Origin of the sequence: Methylomonas sp. LWB (assembly GCF_001856095.1) — a bacterium.
Classification (GTDB): domain Bacteria; phylum Pseudomonadota; class Gammaproteobacteria; order Methylococcales; family Methylomonadaceae; genus Methylomonas; species Methylomonas koyamae_A.
This window is the reverse complement of the sequence record NZ_MKMC01000056.1, coordinates 268012-292560: the sequence shown is the minus strand read 5'-3', so window position 1 is coordinate 292560 and position 24549 is coordinate 268012. Positions and strand designations below refer to the sequence as shown.

Sequence of the window (24549 nt, the reverse complement as noted above, 5' to 3'; positions counted from 1 at the left end):
GGCGGCGCCATCGGGATTTTGCTGGCGTTGACCGGCGTGACCGAGAGCTTGCCGGTCTTCTTGCCGTCCGGGAAGGTGACCGAGCCGCGTTTGACTTCCAACGCGAAGCCGGGCACGTCGGGCAGGGTCAGCGTGACGTCTTGGTCGCCGACGGTTTTGGCGTTGACGGTGTCGAGTTTGACCAGGTAGATCGGCGCGGACAGCGGGTTGTCGGCACCGGCGATGGTGACGAGGTTGAAGGCGAGCGTGGGCCATTCGCCTTCGGCGCTGGTGGTGCTGCCGTCGGCGATCAAGCGCACTGCGCCGACCGGGACTTCGCTGATTTTGAATTGACCTTGGGTGTCGCTTTGTGCTTCGCGGGTGGTGCCGTCGACTCGGACGGTGACGTTCGGCAGTGGGTGTTCTTGGTTGTCGAGCACGACGCCGCTGATGCTGGTTTGGCCGGCGTTGCCGGTTTTTAGCGCGGAGGCGGTGAAGCCGGCGTAGAGGCTGGTGCCAACCAGGGTGGCGGTGACTCGGTGGACGTCGAGGCCGTCTTCGCTGCCGAGCGTGAATTCGGCGGTGGCCCGCCCGTCGCTGTCGGTGGTGGCGGTCAGCGTGGTTTGGCCGTTTTGGAAGCGGCCGCTGCCTTGGGTGACTTTGAATTCTATTTGGGCGCCGGGCACGACGTTGGCGCCGTCGTCGACCACGGCGACGACGAAGGGTAGCGGCAGCGCTTGGCCGACCGCGCCGCGTTGGTTGTTGCCGCTGTTGACGGTGACTTTGCCGCCGGCCCCGACTGTGGCGCTGGCATAAAACAGGGCTTCGCCGTCGAAGCCGACCGAGGTGGCGCGGACCCGTTGGTTGCCGCTGCCGGCTCGGCTACCGAGTTTGAAGGCGGTGGCGGCGATGCCTTGGGCGTCGGTTTGGACCAGGACGCCTTGGCCTTGGTCGTTGCCGCCGGCGCCGACGATGCCGTCGCCTTCGGTGACCCGGAAGATCACGGGTTTGCCCGCGACCGCTTGGTTGGCGCCGTCCAGCAGTTTGACTTTGAGGGTTTGGGCCAGCACGCTGTTGATCTTGCCGCTTTGGTTTTGGCCGCCGAGCAGTTCGATGTGTTGCGGCGCCAGCGGTTGGTAGCTGACTTGCAGGCTGAGGCTGCTGGTGTTGCCGACGTTGTCGGCGGCGTCGATTTTGAGGGTGTTGGTGCCGACGGCGAGCGGGATGTTTTGGGCCAGATAGCTGCGGTTGGCGATCGTGGCGGCGATGCCGTTGACTTTGACGTTGGCTTGGCCGGCGGCGACGGTGCCGCGTACGATGTCGTTGATCAGGCCGGACACGGCGATGTGGTCGGTGCGCACGGTGTCGCCGTTTTTCGGCGATTCGACGGTCAGGTAGGGCGGGGTCATGTCCAGCGATAGCGAGATGGTGTCGCTGACGTCTTCGCCCTGGGCGTTGACCGCCCGAGCGGTGATGGTGTTGTGGCCTTCTTCCAGTGCGACGTCGGCTTGAAAGCTGCCGTTGCCGTGGGTGACCGGCGCGCCGTTCAGGGTGACTTGGGCACTGGGGTCGTTGACGGTGCCTTTGACGGTTTGCGGGGTGTGGCCGACGGTCAAGAGCGTGGCCGGGCTGGTGATTTTGACGGCCAGCGCTGGGCTTTGCACTTGGCGTTCCAGCCGGGTCGTGAAGCTGAAGGTATTGGGGCCGCCGCCGGTGACGATGACCGAGACCAGACCGCTGCCGCCGGGCGTGATGTCGTTGCCGAGATAGCCGGTCAGGTCGTAGTAGGCTTCGCCGGCCGCGGTGGTGCCGCTGGCGTTGCCGATAGCCACTTTCGCCGCCGGGCTCAGGCCGACGATGACCAGCCGGAACGGGCCTTTCAGGCTTTGGCCGCTGACGTTGTTCAGTGTCACCGCCACCGTCGCGTCCGCCGCACGCCGGTTGCGCACCGGGTTGGCTACCTTCACAGTCACTTGGCTGGTCGAGACTGGTTCCCAGTTCGTCGCCGCGACGCTCAAAGCCGTTTTGGAAAAAAAAGACAGCACGAGCAAAGGCAACAACAGCCAGATTGCCGAATTTGCGGTCATCTTCTCGCCTGACTTTAGAATCGGCGTATTTGGATCAAGCTCCACTTTCGACTTGATCGCTCGCTGGCTCGGCGACATCCCTCACTCCTTTTATAATTTTTATCGATCGCTTAGACACCCATTACAAGGGGAACCTTTGTCGTTTACGATTCGCGACCTTAGCCGTCTGAGAAGATTTATATCCGTAAAATCTTCCGACACTTCCCGCGAATATTGGCCGCCGAGTCTATCAGCGGCCAACACCTGAGGCAATTCAAACTTTCTAGATCAAATCAAGCGTTTCTGCGGCGGCGGATAGAGGCAACCGCGAAACCGGCTAGTGCTGTAGCCTCGAATAAAACCGACGGCGGCACGGGTACCGGACTGGCTTCAAAACGCACGTTGTCTATGGCCGCCGAATAATCGAAACCATCGTTCTCGTCGTTAAACTCGAAGGAAAACGCGACGGATCGACCGATAAACGCCGACAGATCGAAAGCGATAGAGGCCACTCCAACGGTCGTCGAATCGATTGATGCGATCAACGCATCGCTGGCGCCAGTAATATCGTCCGCGTCGTATAAGGTAAGCGTCAAATTGTCGGTAAATCCGCTTGGGGTCTCCAGCGCATCAACGCCTAGCGAAGTGAAACTGACATCAAACTTTAACCAGTCGTTACCGGCACTAAGGATGATCGGTGAAGTAAAACTAAAACTACCGTCATCGCCTTGTACCAGACTGGCCGCGAACGGATTTGCGCCTTGTCCACCCGCTAAAACGGCGGCGCCGGCTTCCCATTGCGCACTCCCTCCGCTGGTCAATGCCGTCCAGCCGGACAGATCGTTGTCAAAACTGCCATTCACGATGGTGCCGGCCACCGCAGGGTTGGCGGAACTCAATGCCGCGAGTATTAAGCTTGAAAAGAATAGGCGTGTTTTCAGCATAGTCCTACATCCTGAATAAATTTGTTGAAGCCAATGGCACTCAATTTTCGTTCCATTCAAAATATTCCATAGAATAAATAATAACTTATATATTCAAACAGAGACGAAGACCATAACCATATAGAAAAAGTGTAAAAAAAACCAACAACTCCCTGCCACGGTAATGACTTACCGGCCGGAACCGACTTGGAGGTTATTCACCACTTCCGGTTTAATCCGCACCGGTAAAACCAGCGATGTCGAAGCCATTTCGACGATGGGCAGCTCGACTTGCTCATCCTTCAACGCCCAACGCGCATAGCGGTTATTCAATTTGCGGTAATTGACGCCGGCCGAGATGGTTAGTGGTCCTTTAATGTCGTCCGGCACGTTGAATGCATAGCTCGTCACATCGGTACCGCCAGGCGGAATGATGCGCTTGAAACTGTCGCCGACCATGTTGAACAAGTCGTGGCGCCAAACCGCGTTGCCGATCCGATCGATTGGAATGGAGCGGTAAAAATACGCGGCCGGTTCGACATTGTTGCCGGCATCCAATTGTCCGGATTCGTAGACCGTCCGGCCCTGACCGTCTTTAACCAAAAAGTGTATCCACGCTTCGTTGATATCGGTAGTTCCACCGGGAAAGGCATGACCGACTTGGGCATTAGTCACCGCGACTTTCAAGGTCACGGCTTCGCCCAAGTAGCAATACGCCGGCGCCTCGGAAGACGCGATCAAGGCCGGGTCGACATGACGGGCGCTTTCAACGGCGTCACTACGATTCGGCTTGTCGATAGTGATCCTGACTTGATCGGCCGTCAAAAATCGACGCGTTCGCTCAAGTTGCGCCTGATTTCGAGTCACCCAGGGAATGGCCGTGTTGGCTCCGACGTTGAAATGGGTCTTGATCAATCCGCTGCTACTCGCGGAAGGGTCGCTACCCGGCTGTAACGGAAAATGGCAATCCTGACAGCGGCGTTGTTGCGCATGAGCGAAAGTCTGTCGGGTTTGGCCGGAATACGGTCCGTTCAGCCAAGCCGTGTAATCGTCCTGCATTTTCACCCAGCCCCAGTTATTAAAATCCTTATCCATAAACTGAGCATGGCACGTCGCGCACATTTCCGGCGTCGACAACACATTTCTGGCCAAATCGGCCCTGTGCTGCTCGGGTTTCAAGCGAATCAGCAGATTATGCAAAAACACCGGCAGCGCTCGCTCGGCGCCGTCGAACAAATATGGTTGGGGCGGAGCGAATCGATAACTGGCGACGCCTTTTAAGTGCTCAATGCGCTCGATGCCATGACAAGTCATGCAACTGACGCCTTCCTGCAGATGGCCTGGCGTATCGAGCTTACCGCCCGTGGTTAGTTGTCCGCTCAACAATGCCGCCGGCGCGTGGCAGCCTTCGCAATAGCGAGTGGCTTCCATGTTTTTGCGCTCTGAAAGCAGCTTGATATTGGTTTGGTAGGTTTTGTCGGAAGCGGCCTGGGAGTGAATCGATGCCTTCCACTGTTCCGCGATCTCGCGATGACAACTGGCACACCGCTCGGAAGCCCCTATCCGCCGGGGATCGAAAAAACCGCCGGTACTGGTCTCGGTTTGACTGGGCCGAAAAGGATGTTCGCCGTAGCTGTAGAGATAAGGCTCGACGGCCGGCGCGTCCCGATAAGGGCTTGTGCGCCATTGATAAGCCGCGCTAGCCACCAGCACCGCTATCGCCGCGACAACCACCGAGCCGATGACCGCCTTTGTCATTCCGCCGATTAGCGAGGGAAATCGGCTAGGTTCGTTTCTCTTTCTGCGTTCCGGCAAAGACACCACATGAAACGACACATGTCCAAGCGTCATTAGCAACACACCGACCGACAAGCCTACGTGGGATTCGAAAATCCAGCGTCCGGCTTCCGACTGGCCTTGCCAAGCAATCTGAACTCCGGTCAGCGCAAGCGCCAAAAACAGCAGCGCGGTCAAGATGCCGGAAAACGCAATCCAGGAGCGTCTGAGACCTATCGTGCGCCGAAAATGCAAGATCAAATATGGCGCCAGCAACGCCGCGACCACCAGGCCCAACAAGGTATGCAGCAAATACAGCCATTGCTCGGTTACCGAGAACCCAGGCCAGCACCAACTGATATATCCGCTCAACGCCAACACGGCCGTCACGGCGACCAAGGGCCGGGCGAAGCGGCGCTCGGCGATCATTTGGCTATTCGAAACGTTCATAAGCTTCCCCGCGTGGTGTTATCTGTACAGTATGTCCAGCGCAGCCTGATCACCGTTGCGCAGTAAAAACTCGACGGCCAGGAATCGAATTTCAGGGTCTTCGCTAGGATTGTCGGCGATTTTCCGCGCAAAGGCGACCAACGATTCCCCATCAAACGTCAACAACTTCTCTATTGCCGCGTGGCGTAACGGATCTTTTTTGGCCTGAGCCAGAGCAAACACGACATTCAGCGCATCCGGCTCGAAGACCGGCGTCAACCGCGCCAACACCGCCTGACGTGAGGATAAGGCCGTCGAACGGTCTGCTAACAATTGCCCGGCAAGCCGACGGCTTTCGGCGTTCGAATCGGCGAGCAACAATACCGGGCAAAGCGCTTGAATTCGCATGTCGGGACTGCCGCAAACCGATGCCAATGTCGCCGGTTTGCCGGCCATTGGAAACACCACCGACAGCGCCTCTAGCAAGCGCGACGAATCTCCGGGCAAACCCTGCTCCATCCAGGCATCCACAGCCACTTCTCGCCAGTCCGAATTCTTTAAAATCGACTGGTACTCGTCGCGAGTCAAGTCGATTTTTCGCTTCAAAAGTTCGATGAGCGCCCATCGGCGAATCGACTCGTCCGGGTCGCGCCAGGCTTGTCGCAACAACTCGCTGTCCCGCGGGTTTTGAATCGATAGCGCCGAGAAAGCCCTTGCGCGGAAATCCGCTTCGGCGGCCCGGGTTTGAGCCACCAACCAAGCCGAACCCACCGGGTCGGCCACATACCGCCAAATAGAAATCCAACGCGCGCGCAACGCGGTTTCAGTCGGCTTCGTTCGCCCGAAACTTTCTCGAACCAACGAATTGATTTCATCGGCATTAAATACCGCCGCTTCGTCGCCAAGCGCCAGCAAACATTCGAGCGTCGCCAACCGCTTGTCTTGCGCCAAGCCCGAGAAATCGCCACGTCCACCAATGTAATCCGACAATCTGCCGGCATTTTCCGTATCGCCCAATCTCTTCAAAGCTACGAACACATTGGCGACGACCTGTGATTCCTGCGTTTCATCGGTTAGTAGCTTAGCCAGTTTTGGACTAGCCTCGGTCTGCCTTATCAATCCCAAGGCGCGGACGAATTCCGCCCGGACAGAGGCATCGCTGTCGCTCAAGCCGGCAAGCAAGGCATGCACACCCCGAAAGCGTTCAGCATTCGCCAAGGCCCGCGAGGCGGCGACGCGCGCGCTCGGCTCGGCGTCCTCCAGCAGGCGAATCAAATACGGCACCGCCAAATACTTGCGGTAAACCACCGCCTCTTCTTCCTGAAAGAAATAGGCAAAGGTATCGGCGAGTGCGATTTTGACCTCGGCGCTGTCCCGCGAGAACGCCCTGAGCAGCCAGCGCACCGACGCTTCGTCCTCGAGACTTCGCAGGCCGGCGACCGCGGCGACCGCATTGGCTGGCTCGGAATCTTCCAGGGCCTGGATCAGCAGGCCTAATCCCCGCCCATTGCCGGCTCGAGCCGCGATATCGATAGCCGCGCGTCGCACTGCGGGCTCCGGATCGCGCACGCCGGCCGTCAATTCCGGCCAAATATCGGCTTCGGACTGGCGATGCTCTAGCAGGTGCAAATAGCGAATCCGCAGTTCCGGACGGTCGGCCCCCAATTTCAATCTCAGTTGCGGCCGCACCGGTGGACCGGATTGCGATCCGCCCAATGCGACGAGTTCTTCGCTCCCCTCGCGTATCAACCAATAACGATCGATAGCGGTTGGACGCAGAGTCTGGCGAAGGCCGCTCGGCCACGCGATTTCCAATCTTTCGACCGCAGCGGTGTCTCCCAACCCAAACACCAAACGCTTGTCGCTATCGGACAAAAATCCTTCACCGCTAAGCACCGATTTGATTCGAACGCGTCCGGCCGCATACACACGGACAACCGCACATAGCGCATCGCGGTTGGATTTTTCGCCGACCAATTTCAAGCCTAACCAATGCCGAGGCGGCGACTCGTTCGCTAAAAACTGGCCCAAATCGTTGTTATGACTGACGTAGACGTCGATATCCCCATCGTTGTCGAAGTCCGCGGCCACCGCGCCGCGCGCCGACTGAGCGTCTTTCAGAGCCAAACCCGCTTCGCTACCCGCGTCTACAAATTGACCGTTGCCGTCGTTTAGCCAAAGTTGTTTGGCTTGCCCTTGGCTGATTCGGGTGGTGTCGGGATCGGGCTCCAAATGTCCGGCGGCCAGAAGCAGGTCGTCAAACCCATCGTTATTGAAATCGTGAATCAACGGCGACCAACCGGACAGACTGAGATAGCGATTGGCGCCGATGCCGTTTTCCTTGGCCTTATCCTTAAAATGCTCGCTCCCATCCGCCGCCGTTTCCCGGATTAACGCAACCGTATTTTCACCGGCGGCGCTGGCCACCGCCAGATCACCACGCCCATCGCCATCCAAGTCACCGGAGGCGATACCGCGATTGCCCAACGCCGACCGCAAGCCCAAGGCTTGGCCTCCGGCTTCGAACCGCTCACCACTCCGGTTCAGATAAGCGCTGTTAGAGCCGGTGCCGCGATCGTTACTCACCAACAAATCCGGCCAACCATCGCTATCCAAATCTTGCCAGCTCACATCCAGGGTGCGGCCGTCGGCATCCCGAACTCCCGCGGCCTCGGCGATTTCCCGGAATTTAAAGCCGCCGTCATTCAAATACAGACGGTTGGGTAGCGCCGGATACAGACTGGCGTCGAACACGCCTTTTTTTTCGCCGACAAATTGGCTGTTGGCTTCGAAGGTTTTCTTACCTTTCTCGAAATCGACGAATTGGCCGACGTAGAGGTCCAACAGACCGTCGCGGTTAAAGTCGGCCGCCGCGGCCGACGTCGCCCACCCGTCGCCGGCAAACCCGGCATCGGCCGTCACGTCGACGAAACGCCCCGCGCCGCTATTGCGGTAGAGCAGGTTGCCGTCTTTGCCGGTCACCAATAAATCGGTGTTGCCATCGTTATCCAAATCAACCGCCAAACAGCCCATACCCCAGATTGTCCTGACCAATCCGCTCTCTTCGGTGGCATTTCTAAAACGACCGCCTTCATTCAAAAAAAGCGCATTGCCCTCGGCCTGTTGCCACCAATACGCTTTGCCGTAATAACGGGTTTGCCCGGAGCCGTTCACCAGAAACAAGTCCACATAGCCGTCGTTATTAAAATCCGCCGCGCACGCTCCCGAACCTAAAGACTCGTCGATGCCGGCCAGATGTTCGTCGCCTTGTTGATGGGAAAACATCAATCCCGACTCCCAGGTCCGATCGGCGAACGTCGCCGCCGACGGATGCGCCGCCTTGACCAATTGGGATGTCGGTATGGCCTCGGCCCGGAATGGAAAGCCATCCGGTATGTCGACCGGCGTCAAAAAGATCACCGCGCCTAGCAATGCCACCAATAAAACGGTACAAAATACATCGAGCGGCGTCAAAACTGAGCGGACTGGCATGGGGCAACTCTCGGTCGATGGAGATGGGAGTGAGGTTCGACGCTACTATCGCAACCGAATGAAACATCCTAAGTGCTCCGGCCGATAAAGACCGATAAAATCTAACCTAACCGGACCGAAAAAGAAATGAAGTTACTCACCCGTCTGCGGCAGCTTTTACCAGAAGCGCCGACGAATAGACGATGGAATATCAAAAAAGCGCTTGACGGCCGACTGAACCACTCGCCGGTTACCGAAACCCCAATACCAAAGGCTTATGCCATCCAATTTATCCGCGCCGATCTCCATAACGACTCTCCGCGATCTCAGCCAGCAATTCAGCGCCACGGGCCGTATCGAAGCGATCATCTTACGCCCGTTGCGCCGGGAACCGGCGCTATCGGTCGGCGAGGCCATCGCCGAACCGGGACGAGGCTTGCTCGGCGACCACCGAGCTACCCGCCGGCAGGCATCGAAGCGCGAATTGACGTTGTTCCAAGCTGAACACTTGCCTCTCGTTGCCAACTGGTGCGATCTTGCGACATTGAACCCGATTCGCTTGCGGCGAAATCTGCTGGTGTCCGGCATAAATCTGATCGGAATGCGCTCACTGTTTCCGGGTGTCTGGTTGGAATGGGCGATAGGCGAGGAAGTTCGCATGCAAGTGACCGGTCCTTGCGATCCTTGTTCAAAGATAGCGGCCGAGTTGGGCATGGGGAGTTATAACGAGCTGCGAGGGCATGGCGGCGTCACGGCGCGGATCTTGACGGGCGGCAAAATTCGCGTCGGCGATTCGGTTAACTTGATCCAGGTGCGGACCGAATCGGCGAATCAATAAATTCGGCTAGACGTTCGCGCCGAACTACGTCAAGCTCGTTGCCGCTGTAAGGCTTGCGCGGTCTTGCCGAATAGTTGCAGTACCGGCCCGGCGCCGGCAATCGCAACCGCATCGACCAGACAATACCAAGCCGCGACGCCGCTGGGCGGATTACCTTGGGGCAAATGCGAGGCCGGGTCGATCTCGGCCCAAGCCCAGGTGCCCGCGCCGGTACCGACAATTTCCAGCCATGAGGTAATAAAGAACGCGCCGAGATAAACCATCGGCGAGCGACCTTTAAACAGATAAGCTAAAAACACCAAAAACAGCACTGCGCCGATGATGTCCAGCCGTACCAAGCCGCTCAGACCGACCGCCGCCCAACCGCCGCAAGCAGCGACCACCAACACGGCGATCCGACGAGCGTGGCGTTGAAACAATCCGGAGCGCCCCAAAGCCACGGCAGTCAAGTAGACCAGACCGTGCCCGGCCGGCACGTAAGCCGGTACGTTGCCGAAACGGTAGATGTAGCCCTTCATGTAGACCGACGCGAAATATTCGCCAATCACCGCAAACGTCACGGCGACCGCAACCTGGGTCCGCACGTATTTACATTCGCCGCGCAACCAGGCAAACAAAAACAGCCAGCCGAAAAACGCCAGTAGATATTGCATGAATTGCGGCGCGAAGCCGTCGGTGGTCAGACAGATCGTGGTAGTCACGAACGTGAATGCGGCGATCTGGTAGTCGCGCGAGCGGTGTTCAGCCTGACAGTCGACCGACGGAAAATGAGGGAGCGAGAAAAAACTCATAGGCGATCAAACGAAAACGTAAGCCACGGCAATATAGCGCAGCACTTTACCGAAAAATATCGCGGTCAGCGAGGCCAAAAAGGATAACCTCAACCAGCCGGCGGCAAAACACAGGCCATCGCCAATTAAAGGCAACCAAGAAAGCAGCAAGGCCCAAGCCCCCCAGCGCCGGATCGTTTGCAACGATCTTTGCCGATCTTTGACCAGGGATTCAGCCGGGTATTTTTGCGCCCCCCACTGTCCTAGCCACCAGGTGGTCAGCGCCCCCAGGGTATTACCGACACTCGCGATCGCTACCAGCTCTAGCACCGAGTGGCCGTGCCGGCTCACCAAATAGGCCAGTACCGCTTCGGATCCGCCCGGCGCGACGGTCGAGGAGATAAAGGCGCTAGCGAATAAACCGATCAGGCCCCAGGAATCGAACGGCATGGTGTTTTGTCCCGCAAAAAAGCCCCTGAAACCGCAAGTTTCAGGGGCTTGATAAGTAACGAATTATTTATCGGGGAGCGGAATCGCTTTTTTGCCACCGACCAATTTGATCAATTTAGCGATAAACTCTATCGCGACACTCACTAAATGAGCGGCTTGCTCAATCAATGTCGCGACGATTTCGCCGGCCGACATGCCTTTAAAGCGCTTGACCAGCCAGGGGGCCAATACCAGACCGATTGCCAAGCCGATCACGGAGCCGCCGGAGATAAAGCCGGGCTCCGGAGCGGGCGCGGCGACTGGCGCGGCAGGCTGTGCCGGCGGCTGAGCGACGGCAACCGGCGTCACAGGAGCGTCGACTTTAGGATCGTAAACCTTTCCGCTGTAATCGTCCGGAAACACCGCTGGCGTCACGCCGGGAATACTCGGCAAATCTTCACTGCCCTTGCCGACTTTCAACTGGCCTTTCATGCCTTTTTCCATATGCTGGGCAATGTCGCAATGCACCAGATAGGTTTTATCGCCGGGCGGCAAAATCAAAGTGCCGGACACTTTACCGGGACCACTGACCTCCAGGTGAAACATGCCTTTCGGGTACAAATACTTAGGCAGACCGTGCATCATCCATTGATGGCGAATTTGGTCCTCATTGATGAAGTGAACGGTGAGTTTGGTACAAGGCTCGAAGTGAAACTCCTGCTGATCGAACGCGTACATCGTTCCAGGAAATTTCTCCGAATACTTGTGCCCAGCCCGAACCGTAATTTCTTTGGTAGCGGCGATTTTTTCGCAGCCGCCGGGCAGTGTATCGGTGTTTTGTCCCATCACCATGGCGCCTTCCATGTCCATCAGATGCCCGTCGCCGTGATTCATCATCTGGTTGTGATCCTCGATCTCGACCGCGCGGGCCGTGGATAGCGAGAGCAGGCAGATTAACGGGGCTAGGAATGCGAGTTTGTTCTTTTCGAACATGGCGGGTTTACCTCTGAGGGGCGAATCTTAATACTGTCCATCTACTGTTCCGACGCGGGCATACTCGTGTGTAATGCCCAAGCCATTCCGCCGCGTAGCACCGACGGAATGGCGGATACCGCAAGCCTTAAAACTCCTTGGCTTTACCCAACAATCCGTCGATTTGACGTTTGAAACCGGCGTTGGACAGATAAAGAATGTACAGACCGGCAAACAAAACCAAGGCGTACAACCCCATGCTACCTTTGCTAGTCGGTTGACCTGCTCCGGCTTTAAAGCCCATGTGAGCATCCAAACGCTCGCCGTTATCTTGCAGCAGCGTGATATGAATCAGGTATTTGCCTTGCTCGGGCACGCCCTGCGGCAACGACAGAACGACGGTACCGGATTTGTGTTTCTCGGCGCCTTGGAAAAACACCCGTTTGCCTTCCGGCTCCTTGGTGACTTCGAATTCCACCGCCATACCGCGATAGCGTTGATCTTGATAGTCAAATACCAATTGAGTCAACGTAGCAGTATCGGGGATATTGCCGCAGAATTCTTCGGCGGGATAAGCTTGGGGCTGATAGGCTGTGTAGTGGATCCAGTGGTCTTTCTCCAGCTCGAATTTACATTGGTCCGTATCGGTACCGGCCGCGCCACCGTGCGCCCAAAGCGCGGAGGAAAAAAACAGACCCCACAATACCAGCAAGCCTTTTCTAACTATGCGTGAGTTTCTCATATACACCCTTCCCGTGTTCTAATATCATTTTTTATTATAATTCATGCGCTTAGGCACGAATATCGTTAAAGCCGCCGTGCAAGAAATCCGCTCGAATCGGCCTTAAACCGGCGCTAACTCTAGCACATCACCCTATCCAAAGAAAGGCAATAGTTGGCGACCGGCTATGTTCAATTTTTTTTGTCAGCAATCAAAGACAATCTTTATAATGGGGTTATGAATTCTCTCCCAAACTGCGCCGATCTGTTCTGATCAGCTGAAAGAATCTCTCATCCTGTCTCACTAATATATGTCCAAACTAATCGAATCCGCCGAATGGAAAGCCGTCAAACAACACCACCAACAAATTGCCGGCAAATTTTGCATGAAGGATGCGTTCGACAAGGATAAACATCGCTTCGACAACTTCTCGGTGACCTTCAATGATTTACTGTTTGATTACTCCAAGAATCTCATCACCGAGGAAACGCTGCCGCTGTTGATTCAGCTTGCGGAACGCGCCAAGCTGAAGGAAAAAACCGAGGCGATGTTCTCCGGCTCCATCATTAATACCACGGAAAAACGCGCTGTCTTGCATACCGCGCTACGAAATCGCAGCAACACGCCGGTTTATTTTCGCGGCGAGGACGTCATGCCCGAAATCAACGCCGTGTTGTCGCGCATGCGGGTATTCACCGAACAAGTCCGTTCCGGCGCCTGGACCGGCTATACCGGCAAGGCGATTACCGACATCGTCAATATCGGTATCGGTGGCTCCGATTTAGGGCCAAAAATGGTCGATACCGCGTTAACCCCCTACGGCAAGGAAGGCTTGAAAGCCCACTTCGTTTCGAATGTCGATCAAACCGACATCGTCGAAACCCTGGCGCCGCTAAACCCGGAAACCACCCTGTTTTTGATTTCATCCAAAACCTTCACGACCCAGGAAACCATGACCAACGCACGTTCGGCGCGCAACTGGTTTCTCAAAACCGCGCGCGACCCCGGACACATGGCCAAACACTTCATTGCGATTTCCACCAACGAAGAAAAGGTCAAGGAATTCGGCATCGACCCGCGGAATATGTACGAATTCTGGGACTGGGTCGGTGGCCGCTATTCGCTGTGGTCGGTGATCGGCATGTCGGTCGCGTTGTACATCGGGATGGACAACTTCGAGGAGCTGTTGATGGGCGCGCACTTGGCCGACCAACATTTTCGTACCGCGCCCTATCAGCAAAATATCCCGGTCATCATGGGCCTACTTGGGATTTGGTATAACAACTTCTTCGAAGCCGAAACCTACGCAATCCTACCGTATGCGCAATCGCTAAAATACTTCGCCGACTATTTCCAGCAGGGCGACATGGAAAGCAACGGCAAGAGCGCGACGGTCAATGGCGACAAAGTCGATTACAACACCGGCCCCATCATCTGGGGCCAGCCCGGCACCAACGGCCAGCATGCGTTTTTTCAGTTGATCCACCAAGGCACCAAACTGATACCCGGCGACTTTTTGGCGGCGGCTCAGAGCCAGTACGATTTGCCGGATCATCACGACATCCTGATTTCCAATTTCCTGGCGCAGGCCGAAGCGCTAATGCGCGGCAAGACCGAAGCCGAAGTCCGTAACGATCTAAGTCACGAACCTAATCTGGACGACGCGCTGATTGCCTCGAAAATTTTCGAAGGCAATAAACCGTCCAATGCCTTTTTATTCAAAAAGCTGACGCCGAGAACGCTAGGGATGCTGATCGCGTTTTACGAACACAAAATCTTTGTGCAAGGCGTGATCTGGAACATCAATTCGTTCGACCAGATGGGCGTGGAACTCGGCAAAGTGCTGGCTCGCGCCATTCTTCCGCAATTGAAGAATGAGGATGTCATCGACGACCACGACTCTTCTACCAATGGTTTGATCAACGCTTACAAACGCTTACGGAAAGCTTGATACAAAAAAGGCTCGCCAAACTGGCGAGCCTTAGATCCTCAACCGACGCCGCAATTTACCGATACCAATCGCGCAACCGATAGGGTTCGTTGCGGCAAGTCAACTGGTTGGCGCAACGCTACTCCAGAACCTCCGCCGTTCGTCGCCCGATGCCGAAGCTCTCCAACACCATCAAGCCAACGCCGACGCAGATCGCCGAATCCGCAATATTAAAGACGGGCCAGTGCCAATCCCGGTAAAAAACATCGAGAAAATCGATCACATAACCATAGGCCACTCGGTCTATGAGGTTGCCTATCGCGCCGCCCAACACCAGCGACAAGGCCCAGGCCATCATGGTTTCGTGCCGTTTCAGCCTGTACAGCCAAATGCCGATAATACCGCTCATCACTACCGCCAGTCCGGCGAACAGCCAGCGCTGCCATCCCCCGACCTGGGCCAGAAAACTGAACGCGGCGCCGGTATTGCGGGCGTAAGTCAAATTGAAATTCGGCAACAGCGGAATTGATTCGTAGAGCTGAAAGTGGGCGTCGATCGCCAGTTTGCTGGCCTGATCGAGCACCAACACCAATACGGAAACCCATAACCACTTAAGCATACAATCGCGTCTCGCCTACGCCCGCCACATTCTCGACGCATCGGCCGCACAATTCCGGATGCTCCGGATGCTCGCCAATGTCGTAGCGCTGGTGCCAGCAGCGCACGCATTTTTGTTGTTCGGAAACGCCGACCTTGACCTTCAAACCGTCGATGTCGGTCGCGACCGCATCGTCCGGGCAGAATCGCATATCGGAAACGCCGGCGTTCGACGTAATGAAGATGAAGTGCAGCTCCTTGCCCAGCTTGTTCAATTCCGCGCCGTAGACCTCGTCGCAGTAAAGTTCGACTTCGGAATTCAACGACGCACCGATGGCTCCTGCTTTACGCAGAGCTTCCAGCTCCTTGGAAACCGCCGCTCGCACCGCCATGACCTTGTCCCAGGTGTCGCGGTTGATCGTCGCGTTCGCTTCCAGCGGGAACAGCCCTTGGTACCAGGTTTCCAGGAATACCGACTCACTGCGTTGGCCGGGAATGACAGACCAGATTTCGTCGGCGGTATAGCTGGTGATCGGTGCCAGCCAGCGTACCAGCGCCTCGACGACGTGATACATCGCGGTTTGGCCGGAACGGCGCGCCAGACAATCTTCCTTGGCCGTGTATTGCCTGTCCTTGACGATGTCCAGATAAAAGCCGCCCAAGTCGATGCTGCAGAAGTTCAGCACTTTTTGATAGATCACCTGGAATTGGTAATCGTCGTAAGCCGTTTTGATTTCTTCCTGCAACTGCCAGGCCTTGTCGACCGCCCAGCGGTCCAGTGCCAGCAGGTCGTTTTTACCGACCAAATGCTGAGCCGGGTCGAAGCCGTCCAGATTTGCCAGCAAAAAGCGCGCGGTATTGCGCAAGCGGCGATAGGCGTCGGAAGTGCGTTTCAAGATTTCGTCGGAGACCGACATTTCGTAACGGTAATCGGTGCTGGCCACCCAAAGCCGCAGCACGTCGGCGCCCAGCGATTTCATCACCGTCTGCGGCAGCACCACGTTGCCCTTGGATTTGGACATTTTCTTGCCTTCGGCATCGACCGTGAAGCCGTGGGTCAAGACCTCTTTATAAGGCGCGACATCGTTCATCGCCACGGAAGCCATCAGCGACGACTGGAACCAACCGCGATGTTGGTCCGAGCCTTCCAGATACAAATCGGCCGGAAATTTCAGTTGCTCGCGCCGTTCCAACACGGCGGCGTGGGTCACGCCGGAGTCGAACCAGACATCCAACGTGTCAGCGACTTTTTCGTAGTCTTCCGCTTCGGCACCCAATAACTCAGCCGCATCCAGCTCGAACCAGGCATCAATGCCGTGTTGTTCGATACGCTGCGCGACTCGTTCGATCAATTCGGCACTGCGCGGATGCAGCTCGCCGCTTTCTTTATGCACAAAAAAGGCAATCGGCACACCCCAGGTGCGCTGGCGCGAGACGCACCAGTCCGGGCGATTGGAAATCATCGCCTCGATGCGTGCCTGGCCCCAATCCGGCACCCAATCGACGCGCTTGACTTCGTTCAATGCAGTGTCGCGCAGACCATTTTGGTTCATCGAAATAAACCATTGCGGCGTGGCGCGGAAGATGATCGGGGTTTTGTGCCGCCAGCAATGCGGGTAGCTGTGTAGCAAGGCATGGTGGTGCAACAGCTTTCCGCGTTCGCGCAACACGTCCAGTACTTTGTCGTTGGCACTGAATACGTGTAGGCCGGCGAATAACTCGGTACCGGGCAGAAACACGCCGTTACCGCCGACCGGATTATCGACCGGCAGGTCATATTTCATGCCGACCACGTAGTCTTCCTGGCCGTGGCCGGGGGCGGTATGCACGGCGCCGGTACCGGCATCGGTGGTGACGTGTTCGCCGAGGATGATAGGCACTTGCCGGTCATAGAACGGATGCTCCAACAACAAGCCTTCCAGCGCGTTGCCCTTGCAGTAGCCGACGATGTGGTGCTCACCGATACCGTAACGCAACACGGCGTCTTTCAACAAGGCCTCGGCCAATAGCAGGCGTTCGGTTTGGCCGTCGATCTCGCATTGCACCACGGCGTATTCCAGCTCCGGATTCAAAGCCACGGCCTGGTTGGCGGGCAAGGTCCACGGCGTGGTAGTCCAGATCACCACCGACAGCGGGCCTTTACCTTCGCGGTCGCCGGCGTGATGGCATTTTTCCATGAAGGCATGCTCGTCGACGACGGCAAAGCGCACGTCGATCGCCGGCGAATGCTTGTCCTCGTATTCGACTTCCGCCTCGGCGAGCGCCGAACCGCAATCGGTACACCAATGCACCGGCTTGAAACCCTTGCTGAGATGGCCCTTGGCGGCGATGCGACCCAAGGCGCGGACGATGTCGGCCTCGAACGCGAAATCCATGGTCAGATAGGGATTGTCCCAATCGCCCAATACCCCGAGACGAATGAACTCTTCTTTTTGAATGCCAACCTGTTTCTTGGCGTAAGCGCGGCATTCCTTGCGAAATTCGGCCGGCGAAACCTTGACGCCGGCCTTGCCGACCGACTTTTCAACCATCAATTCGATCGGCAAGCCGTGGCAATCCCAGCCCGGCACATAGGGCGCATCGAAACCGGCCAGGGTCTTCGATTTGACGATGATATCCTTCAGGACCTTATTGACGGCATGACCGATGTGGATCGCGCCGTTCGCGTACGGCGGGCCGTCGTGCAACACGAACTTGGGCCGGCCGGCGCAAACCTCGCGAATTTTTTGATACAGCTGGTTTTCGTTCCACTGTTTCAGCATCTCCGGCTCGCGCTGGGCCAGATTGGCTTTCATCGCGAACTCGGTCTTGGGGAGGTTCAGGGTTTGTTTGTAGTCCATGCTCGTATCTGGATGGGCGAATCGACGCCGAGCGAGCGAAAAGCGCCGGTATCGATTAGCCTGATGAATTAAATGGCATAATTGAACGAGCGATTCTAGCATCATTAACTGACCGCTAGAAAGCGTGGACTGCGGTTATCCAGCCGAATGACGGCCGGAATCCGACGGGCGCTATCCGCTTGACGCGGATGTCAAAGAGAGAGTCGTGTCAGACCCTGTGTCGCAACCAGTACAGCCAGTAGACGCCCGCAATCAAGGCGCTGACGGCGACCGCGGTAAACGGATGGTCGTAATCCAAAAGGTTGGACATTCGCAATGCGGCGGAATCCCCCGTTATCGCGATGGCGGATTCGGCAAACTGCGCCACAATAAAGGCCATACCGAAATAAATCATGGTCCAAAAGTGAGTGCTTTTTGGCATGATGAACCCCCTTCTCGTTATTATAATTTTGATTCGCTATTATATTAGCGCTAATTTCGGTTTTTGCAAGTCACTTCCCTACACCTGCAGCAAGGAGTCGAGATGTCCAACAAACCCGCCCTCACCTCGGTCGCCATTCACCCACTGATCGCCCAACGCTGGAGTCCCAGAGCTTTCGCCCCGGATCGTCCGGTATCGGCCGAAGACCTGACCGCGTTACTGGAAGCCGCGCGCTGGGCGCCCTCCTGCTTCAACGATCAACCCTGGCGCTTCGTGGTTTGCGACAAATCCACCCACCCGGACGCTTGGGCGCGGGCTTTGGAAATCATCAACGACAAAAATCGGCTATGGGCCCGCCACGCGCCGGTACTAATCCTATCGGTCGCGATGGCGAACTTCAACCACAACGGCCAAGCCAACCGTTGGGCGATGTACGATACCGGGGCGGCGGCCTTAAACCTATGCCTGCAAGCCGGTGCGCTGGGCCTGGCGAGCCATCAAATGGGCGGTTTCGACGCGGCGGCGGCCCGGCAAGCTTTCGGCCTACCCGAGCAATGCACGCCGATGGCGATGCTGGCGATCGGTTATCAAGCGGACGCCGAGGAACTTCCCGAGGAATTTCGAACGGCCGAACTGGCGGTTCGGAGCCGCGCTGAACTGCGGCAACGTGCATACTTCGGCCACTGGGACGAATAATCCCGGCGCCAGGCGGGTAAAATCGCCGTTCGAAGAATCTAACCTCAAGGATTTCGCGCGTCCAGACCAAGCGCGCGTCTAGCCGCCTTATGTCGCGCGTCGCAGGGAGCGCCATATCGTCGTCGCCGGAGCCCATGCCATGAAACATTCTAGAAGCTCTTACGCCCGCAGCCTGATAGAAGCCAGTTTGGACCCCTTGGTAACGATTAGCGCCGACGGCAAAATCATGAATGTAAACCGAGCTACCGAAAAAGTCACCGGCGTCCCACGAAAAGCCCTGATCGGCAGCGATTTTTCCAATTACTTCACCGAGCCACAGAGAGCCCGAGACGGTTATCAGCTGGCCTTCTCGCAAGGCACGGTGATGGACTACCCGCTAGCAATCTGCCACGCCTCCGGCAAAATCACCGAGGTGCTCTATAACGCGTCGGTATACCGGGACGAGGAAGGCAATGTTGCCGGCCTATTCGCGGCGGCGCGCGACATCACCGCGCTGAAAAAAGCCCAACGGGAACTCGAATCGGCGATCGCCCAAATGCAATTGATTCGGGAAATGACGGACTTGTTGCAGAGCTGCCAGAAAACGGACGAAGCCTACCCGATTATCAAAACGGCGCTGGTCGCACTGTTTCCCAACACCGAAGGCGGGGTTTACATCATGGAACCGCAATCCCGCGCACTGACTCTGGTGGATCAATGGGGCCGGACGGACTTGGAAAAACTGTTCATGCCGAACGATTGCTGGGGCATGCGGCGCGGCCGAATTCATATCGCCGGCGACGGACGCGCCATCAATCCAATTTGCCGGCACGTTAAGCAAACGACCGCCGCTTATATTTGCATTCCGCTACTGGCCCACTCTCACGGATTAGGCCTGATTCACATCGAGTACCACTTAGGCGGTATGGACCCGGAAGAAATTCAGCGCAAATTCTCGATTGCCGAAACCGCGGCCGACAGCGCCCGTCTGGCGCTCGCCAATCTGACCTTGCGCGAGGAATTGCATGCGCTATCGATACGGGATCCGTTGACCGGACTGTTCAATCGCCGTTTTCTAGAAGAAGCAGTGGATCGGGAGCTGGTCCGTATGCACCGAGCCGACCAAACGCTGGCAATCGCCATACTGGACATCGATCACTTCAAGAGGCTGAACGACACTTACGGACACGACACCGGCGACGAGGTATTAAGGCAAGTCGCGCAATTGATGAGTCGCTTCCGGCGCGGCAACGACATCGTCTGCCGATACGGCGGCGAGGAATTCGTCATCGTCATGACCGAAATCGCCGTGGACGCCGCCGTCGAACGCCTGAATTCGCTACGGTCGGCGGTGGAAAGCCTGTCTTACAAAACCGAAGCCGGGACCAGAACGAGCGTCACGGCCTCGATCGGTATGTCGCTCTATCCAGAGCACGGCGATAACCGCCTGAATTTGATTACCCGCGCGGATCAGGCCCTGTATCTGGCCAAAAACGGCGGCCGCAACCGGGTTGTCGTCGCGGATTGACGCAAAGTACTCAATGCTCCGCGCCGACGCGCGGCGGGTAGGCAAACGGTTTGGCCAGCGGCTCGCCGACAAAAATGCCTTGACCGGGTTGCGCGACGCTCTTCCAATAAGCCTCGATCAGGCTGCTGCCGCGTAAATAAAAGTACATTAGTACGCCGGGATTGGAAAACTTGGCCGGAAAATTACACGGCTCGACCACCGCGCCGTAACTGCCGGTCGCCCCGGCCCGCAACCATTCCTGAATATTCATTTGATCGCTGCCCGACATCACGCCGCCCGACGACGTCAAATGATCGGCCACCGCGCCGGGCAAATAGCGGTTATCGGCAATATGCGGCACTTTGGTCAAGCCGGTAAAATAGAACATCACATCCTGCCGACCGGCAATGTAATCCTGTTCCAAATAATACACCGGCCAAAACTGGCTCAAACCCTTGGCGATTTCCGGAAACAAAACGGCCCGCGAGCTGCGCGCCTTATCCGAGGTTTTCAGCAAATAGGCCGCGCCCTTGGGCTGACTGTAGTCGGCGGCGACACCGGTATCGATCAAGCGCTTGGCCTCCTCGAACGTCGCACCGGCCACCGCCATCGTCGGTCGCCAACCGTGCGCCTTAAAAGGACGATCGGTTTCGGACGCGTAATACGGATTCCCACGGGTTTGCTGACAGCCTTTCGCGCAAAACGCCGGATCGAAACCGGCCGCCAGCGCGGTCGTGATCGACATGCATTCAACCCGGAACGGTTGCAACCAAGTGATCGCGTAAGCTTGCACGGCTTCCGGAGTCCGCTGGTCCAGCTTTTGTTTCAGCGCCGTGAATTCCTGCTTAGACATGACCGGTCGATTCGGCGCGAAGCTGACATGAATGATCTGATCGGCCGGGATACGCCGCTTGACCTGATAATATTCGCCAATGCGCCGGCTCAACGGATCGGCGTCATTTACAATGACCGCCAAATCGGCCGCCTCCAGCGCCGGCGACGGCTGATAGAGCGGCGAAATCGCCGCCAGCCCGGCCCGCGAGCATACGCCGCTCGCCAATAAAGCGATTAACGCCAAGTTGAGGATTCGAAGATAGGACACCGGGGAACTCCAGAAAAGACGACTGCCGACGAGTAAAGCTAAACCGCCAATGTAGTCGGCACTGGCCTAAATGCAACCAGGATTTGTAAAATCCCCAAACCAATGCGCGGGCCACAAGATAGCTGTTCGATCGCTTAGCCGACCGAATAGTTCAGGCCCCACCTTCGGTCAAAATACAATTCATTCGCGGAAAAAATCAGATGGACGCCATAGACAATATCCCCACCGTCGCCCACGTTATCCAACAGGCGGTTGCCCCGGTGTTTCTGCTGACCGGTGTCGCCGGCTTGTTGAGTGTCCTAACTAACCGGCTTGGCCGAGCTGTAGACCGGTTTCGGACGCTGTCCAAGCTGGCCGGAGAGGAAGGCGACAAACACTATGCCGAGATGCAAACACTGGCCAGACGCGGCCTCTGGATTCGCTGGGCGATTACGTTGTGCACGGTGTGCGCGCTATTGATTTGCTTATCGATCGTCACGATGTTCCTAGGCGTCCAGGTCACGGTGGATCTGTCGAATTTGGTGTCGACGCTATTCGTCGCGGCGATGCTGGCATTGATTGCCGGATTGTTATGCTTTTTGCGGGAAATTTCACTGGCGACCGGCATTATCGCGCCGCGCCGCCGGCAGCGGCATCTGAATAAATAAACGGACTAATGACCGTTCTCGGTCACAATCACGCCGATGCCGTTTTTCTGCAGCAATTCCTTGATCGTCGATACGCTGGCCGGGTTATCGTAGGGGCCAATCTTGACACGGTGCCAAATGGTTTCGCCGACCTTCGCTTTCTCGACGCGAGATTCTATCCCCAACAAAGCCAGCTTGGCCTTATGCCGCTCCGCTTCCGCCGCCTCTCGAAACGAGCCTGCCTGCATCACGTATTTGGTCGCCTTGGTCTTGCCGACCAACTGCTCGCGCACCCGTGTCTTGATTTCGTAATCGGGGACCACGACTTCGGCCTGCGGCAGGATGGTATAAAACTCGTAACGCGGCTCTTCCGGCTCCGCCGGCGCGGCCGTTTCGGCTTTAGCCTCCTCGGGCTTGGTCTCTTTCGAATCCGCCTTGGCCGGCGTCGGCGATTGCACCGGCAATTCGCGCTTGACGATCTCGGCGGCCGGCGGCGTCGCCGATTCCGGCTTGGCGGCGGTCAGTTCCGGCACCATTTTGCGGATCATATTCAAAAACACCACAAAAGCCGCCACCAAGCCGATCACAACCAACCAACGCCACGGCGCTATCCCTTTTTTCTGGGGGCGCCTGCGGCTATTGGCATAACTGGCCGACTGGACGCGATGTTTGTAATCTCTGGCCATTTACATCGCTTCTGGAGCGTTAATTTTCAGCAAGGTCAAACCATTAACCAGCACCTGCTTGACCGCGCAAATCAAATTCAGGCGGGCATTGCATAAGCGCTCGTCATCGACCAGGAATTGGTGGGCGTTGTAATAAGCGTGGAACTGGTTGGCCAACTCGCGTAGATACTGAATCAATTGGTGCGGTTCATATTGAACGGCGGCCTTTTCCAGCACCTCCGGATACTTAGCCAAGGTGGTCAACAACGCGCTTTCCTGTTCCTCGGTCAGCAAGTTTAGATTGGCCAGGCCCAATTGCGGATCGCGGCGGCGGCCTTTCTCGTCCAACTGCCGTAACACGCTGCACACCCTGGCGTGCGCGTATTGCACGTAGTACACCGGATTTTCGTTGGTTTTCGAGGTCGCCAATTTCAGGTCGAAATCCATATGCTGCTCGGACTTACGCATGACGTAGAAAAAGCGGCAGGCATCCCTGCCGACTTCGCCGCGAAGCTGGCGTAGCGTGACGAACTCGCCGGATCGCGTGGACATTTGCACCTTCTCGTCGCCGCGATACAACACCGCGAATTGCACCAGCAGCACTTTCAATTTGGCCTCGTCGGCGCCCAGCGCCTGCATCGCCGCCCTCACCCTCGGAATGTAACCGTGATGGTCGGCACCCCAAATGTTGACGATCCGGTCGAAACCTCGATCCAGCTTATTCATGTGGTAGGCAATATCGGAGGCAAAATAGGTGGTCTGCCCGTTATCGCGCACCACCACTCTATCCTTCTCGTCGCCGAGCCGACTGGACGCGAACCAAGTGGCGCCGTCCTGCACGTACAAATACCCGGCGTCTTCCAAGCGCTTCAATGCGGTTTGCACCGACTGGTCGTCCATCAGCGAGCGCTCGGAAAACCAGTGCTGGTAACCAACGCCGAATTCTTCGAGATCGTCCTTGATGTCAGCCAGAATCTCATTCAGGCCGGCATCGAATACCGCGCCGTAAGCCTCGGCACCCAACAAACTTTTAGCGCGTTCGATCAGCGCATCGATATGCTTTTCCTTATCGCCGCCTTGCGGCTCGTCGGCGGGCAAATCCGCCAGCACTTGCTCCACTGGCCGACGGTAGGCCTCGCCGGCATTTCGCTGCAGATTCGCCGCGATGTCGCGAACGTATTCGCCGCGATAGCCGTTGCTCGGAAACGTCAAGACTTCGCCTACGGCCTCCAAATAGCGTAGCCAGACGCTGGTGGCCAAAATATCCATCTGTCGGCCGGCATCGTTAACGTAATACTCGCGTTCGACCTCGAAACCGGCCGCTTCGAGCAGATCGGCCACCGCCGAACCGTAGGCGGCTCCCCGTCCGTGCCCGACATGCAAGGGCCCGGTCGGATTGGCGGAAACGAATTCGACCTGTACCCGCTGGCCTGCGCCGATCGTGCTCAAGCCGAAACCGGCGCCGGCGTCCAGGACTTGTTTGACGACTTCGAACTGACTGTCGGGATTAATGAAAAAATTGATGAAGCCGGGGCCTGCGATCTCGACTTTGCTAACCAACGTATCGACAGGCAACGCTGCCACGATTTTCTCGGCCAGAACTCTGGGAGAGGATTTGGCCGGCTTGGCCAACAACATCGCTAGATTGGTCGCGAAATCGCCATGTTGGGCGTCCTTGGTCCGCTCCAGATTGATTTGAGCTTCAAAATCGCTGTCGAGTAGGCCTTCCGCTTTCAGTGCGTTAACGGATTGTTGTAACAGAGATTCCAGCGTTTGTTTCATTGCGTCGGTCGATGCGGATTCGTCGAAAAA

19 protein-coding genes are annotated in these 24549 nt (G+C 56.9%); 5 read left to right on the top strand and 14 right to left on the bottom strand.

What is annotated here, in order from left to right; genetic code table 11:
- The 4 genes from BJL95_RS19455 to BJL95_RS19440 all read right to left on the bottom strand — a co-directional run.
- The coding region (locus tag BJL95_RS19455; protein ID WP_175463759.1) for a carboxypeptidase regulatory-like domain-containing protein at window positions 1-2066 on the bottom strand (2066 nt) is incomplete at its 3' end.
- A 272-nt stretch (window positions 2067-2338) separates the two neighbouring features.
- Window positions 2339-2989 (bottom strand): hypothetical protein, encoded by a 651-nt coding sequence (locus BJL95_RS19450; protein ID WP_139306338.1) that lies wholly within the window; start codon window positions 2987-2989, stop codon window positions 2339-2341.
- Between the two features lie 168 nt (window positions 2990-3157).
- Entirely contained in the window at window positions 3158-5194 is a 2037-nt protein-coding gene (locus tag BJL95_RS19445; protein ID WP_083386166.1) for a cytochrome c family protein, read from the bottom strand.
- Between the two features lie 18 nt (window positions 5195-5212).
- The gene (locus BJL95_RS19440) at window positions 5213-8665 is read right to left on the bottom strand and encodes an FG-GAP-like repeat-containing protein (RefSeq protein WP_083386165.1); all 3453 of its coding nucleotides are present in this window, start codon (window positions 8663-8665) and stop codon (window positions 5213-5215) included.
- Between the two features lie 256 nt (window positions 8666-8921).
- On the opposite strand from BJL95_RS19440, the gene BJL95_RS19435 reads away from it, so the two are divergent.
- Window positions 8922-9482: an MOSC domain-containing protein gene (locus BJL95_RS19435; protein ID WP_071160296.1), complete on the top strand. Its 561-nt coding sequence runs from the start codon at window positions 8922-8924 to the stop codon at window positions 9480-9482.
- A 29-nt stretch (window positions 9483-9511) separates the two neighbouring features.
- On the opposite strand, the gene BJL95_RS19430 is transcribed toward BJL95_RS19435, so the two are convergent.
- The 4 genes from BJL95_RS19430 to BJL95_RS19415 form a co-directional block, all read right to left on the bottom strand.
- Window positions 9512-10273: a hypothetical protein gene (locus tag BJL95_RS19430; protein WP_064029065.1), complete on the bottom strand. Its 762-nt coding sequence runs from the start codon at window positions 10271-10273 to the stop codon at window positions 9512-9514.
- Between the two features lie 6 nt (window positions 10274-10279).
- On the bottom strand, window positions 10280-10702 hold the full coding sequence (locus BJL95_RS19425) for a YqaA family protein (protein ID WP_071160294.1): 423 nt from the start codon (window positions 10700-10702) through the stop codon (window positions 10280-10282).
- Between the two features lie 63 nt (window positions 10703-10765).
- Window positions 10766-11674 carry a cupredoxin domain-containing protein gene (locus BJL95_RS19420; RefSeq protein ID WP_064029062.1) on the bottom strand — a complete coding sequence of 303 codons (909 nt, stop codon included), beginning with the start codon at window positions 11672-11674 and terminating at the stop codon, window positions 10766-10768.
- Between the two features lie 127 nt (window positions 11675-11801).
- Window positions 11802-12395, bottom strand: coding sequence for a hypothetical protein (locus BJL95_RS19415; protein WP_064029060.1), 594 nt, complete (start codon window positions 12393-12395; stop codon window positions 11802-11804).
- A 289-nt stretch (window positions 12396-12684) separates the two neighbouring features.
- Between BJL95_RS19415 and pgi the strand changes: the two genes are divergently transcribed.
- Window positions 12685-14325, top strand: a complete 1641-nt coding sequence (gene pgi, locus BJL95_RS19410) for a glucose-6-phosphate isomerase (RefSeq protein WP_064029058.1) — start codon at window positions 12685-12687, stop codon at window positions 14323-14325.
- Window positions 14326-14443: 118 nt separating this feature from the next.
- Here the strand turns inward: pgi and lspA are convergent, their stop codons facing one another.
- The 3 genes from lspA to BJL95_RS19395 form a co-directional block, all read right to left on the bottom strand.
- Window positions 14444-14923 carry a signal peptidase II gene (gene lspA, locus BJL95_RS19405; RefSeq protein WP_071160292.1) on the bottom strand — a complete coding sequence of 160 codons (480 nt, stop codon included), beginning with the start codon at window positions 14921-14923 and terminating at the stop codon, window positions 14444-14446.
- Window positions 14916-17741, bottom strand: a complete 2826-nt coding sequence (gene ileS, locus BJL95_RS19400; RefSeq protein WP_071160290.1) for an isoleucine--tRNA ligase — start codon at window positions 17739-17741, stop codon at window positions 14916-14918. The genes lspA and ileS overlap by 8 nt, the downstream gene beginning before the upstream one ends.
- A gap of 208 nt (window positions 17742-17949) precedes the next feature.
- Window positions 17950-18162 carry a hypothetical protein gene (locus BJL95_RS19395; protein ID WP_139306337.1) on the bottom strand — a complete coding sequence of 71 codons (213 nt, stop codon included), beginning with the start codon at window positions 18160-18162 and terminating at the stop codon, window positions 17950-17952.
- A 102-nt stretch (window positions 18163-18264) separates the two neighbouring features.
- Here BJL95_RS19395 and BJL95_RS19390 point away from each other — a divergent pair, with 102 nt between their 5' ends.
- Window positions 18265-18858 (top strand): nitroreductase family protein, encoded by a 594-nt coding sequence (locus BJL95_RS19390; RefSeq protein ID WP_071160360.1) that lies wholly within the window; start codon window positions 18265-18267, stop codon window positions 18856-18858.
- A gap of 139 nt (window positions 18859-18997) precedes the next feature.
- Entirely contained in the window at window positions 18998-20365 is a 1368-nt protein-coding gene (locus tag BJL95_RS19385; RefSeq protein WP_071160285.1) for a diguanylate cyclase, read from the top strand.
- Between the two features lie 10 nt (window positions 20366-20375).
- Here the strand turns inward: BJL95_RS19385 and BJL95_RS19380 are convergent, their stop codons facing one another.
- The gene (locus BJL95_RS19380; protein ID WP_083386164.1) at window positions 20376-21446 is read right to left on the bottom strand and encodes a TIGR03790 family protein; all 1071 of its coding nucleotides are present in this window, start codon (window positions 21444-21446) and stop codon (window positions 20376-20378) included.
- Between the two features lie 200 nt (window positions 21447-21646).
- On the opposite strand from BJL95_RS19380, the gene BJL95_RS19375 reads away from it, so the two are divergent.
- Window positions 21647-22093 (top strand): DUF2721 domain-containing protein, encoded by a 447-nt coding sequence (locus BJL95_RS19375; protein ID WP_064029046.1) that lies wholly within the window; start codon window positions 21647-21649, stop codon window positions 22091-22093.
- A 5-nt stretch (window positions 22094-22098) separates the two neighbouring features.
- On the opposite strand, the gene BJL95_RS19370 is transcribed toward BJL95_RS19375, so the two are convergent.
- Entirely contained in the window at window positions 22099-22758 is a 660-nt protein-coding gene (locus BJL95_RS19370; RefSeq protein WP_071160283.1) for an SPOR domain-containing protein, read from the bottom strand.
- A complete protein-coding gene (argS, locus tag BJL95_RS19365) occupies window positions 22759-24519 on the bottom strand; it encodes an arginine--tRNA ligase (RefSeq protein WP_071160282.1) in 1761 nt (586 codons plus the stop codon). It lies immediately after the preceding gene.
- Between the last annotated feature and the right edge of the window lie 30 nt (window positions 24520-24549).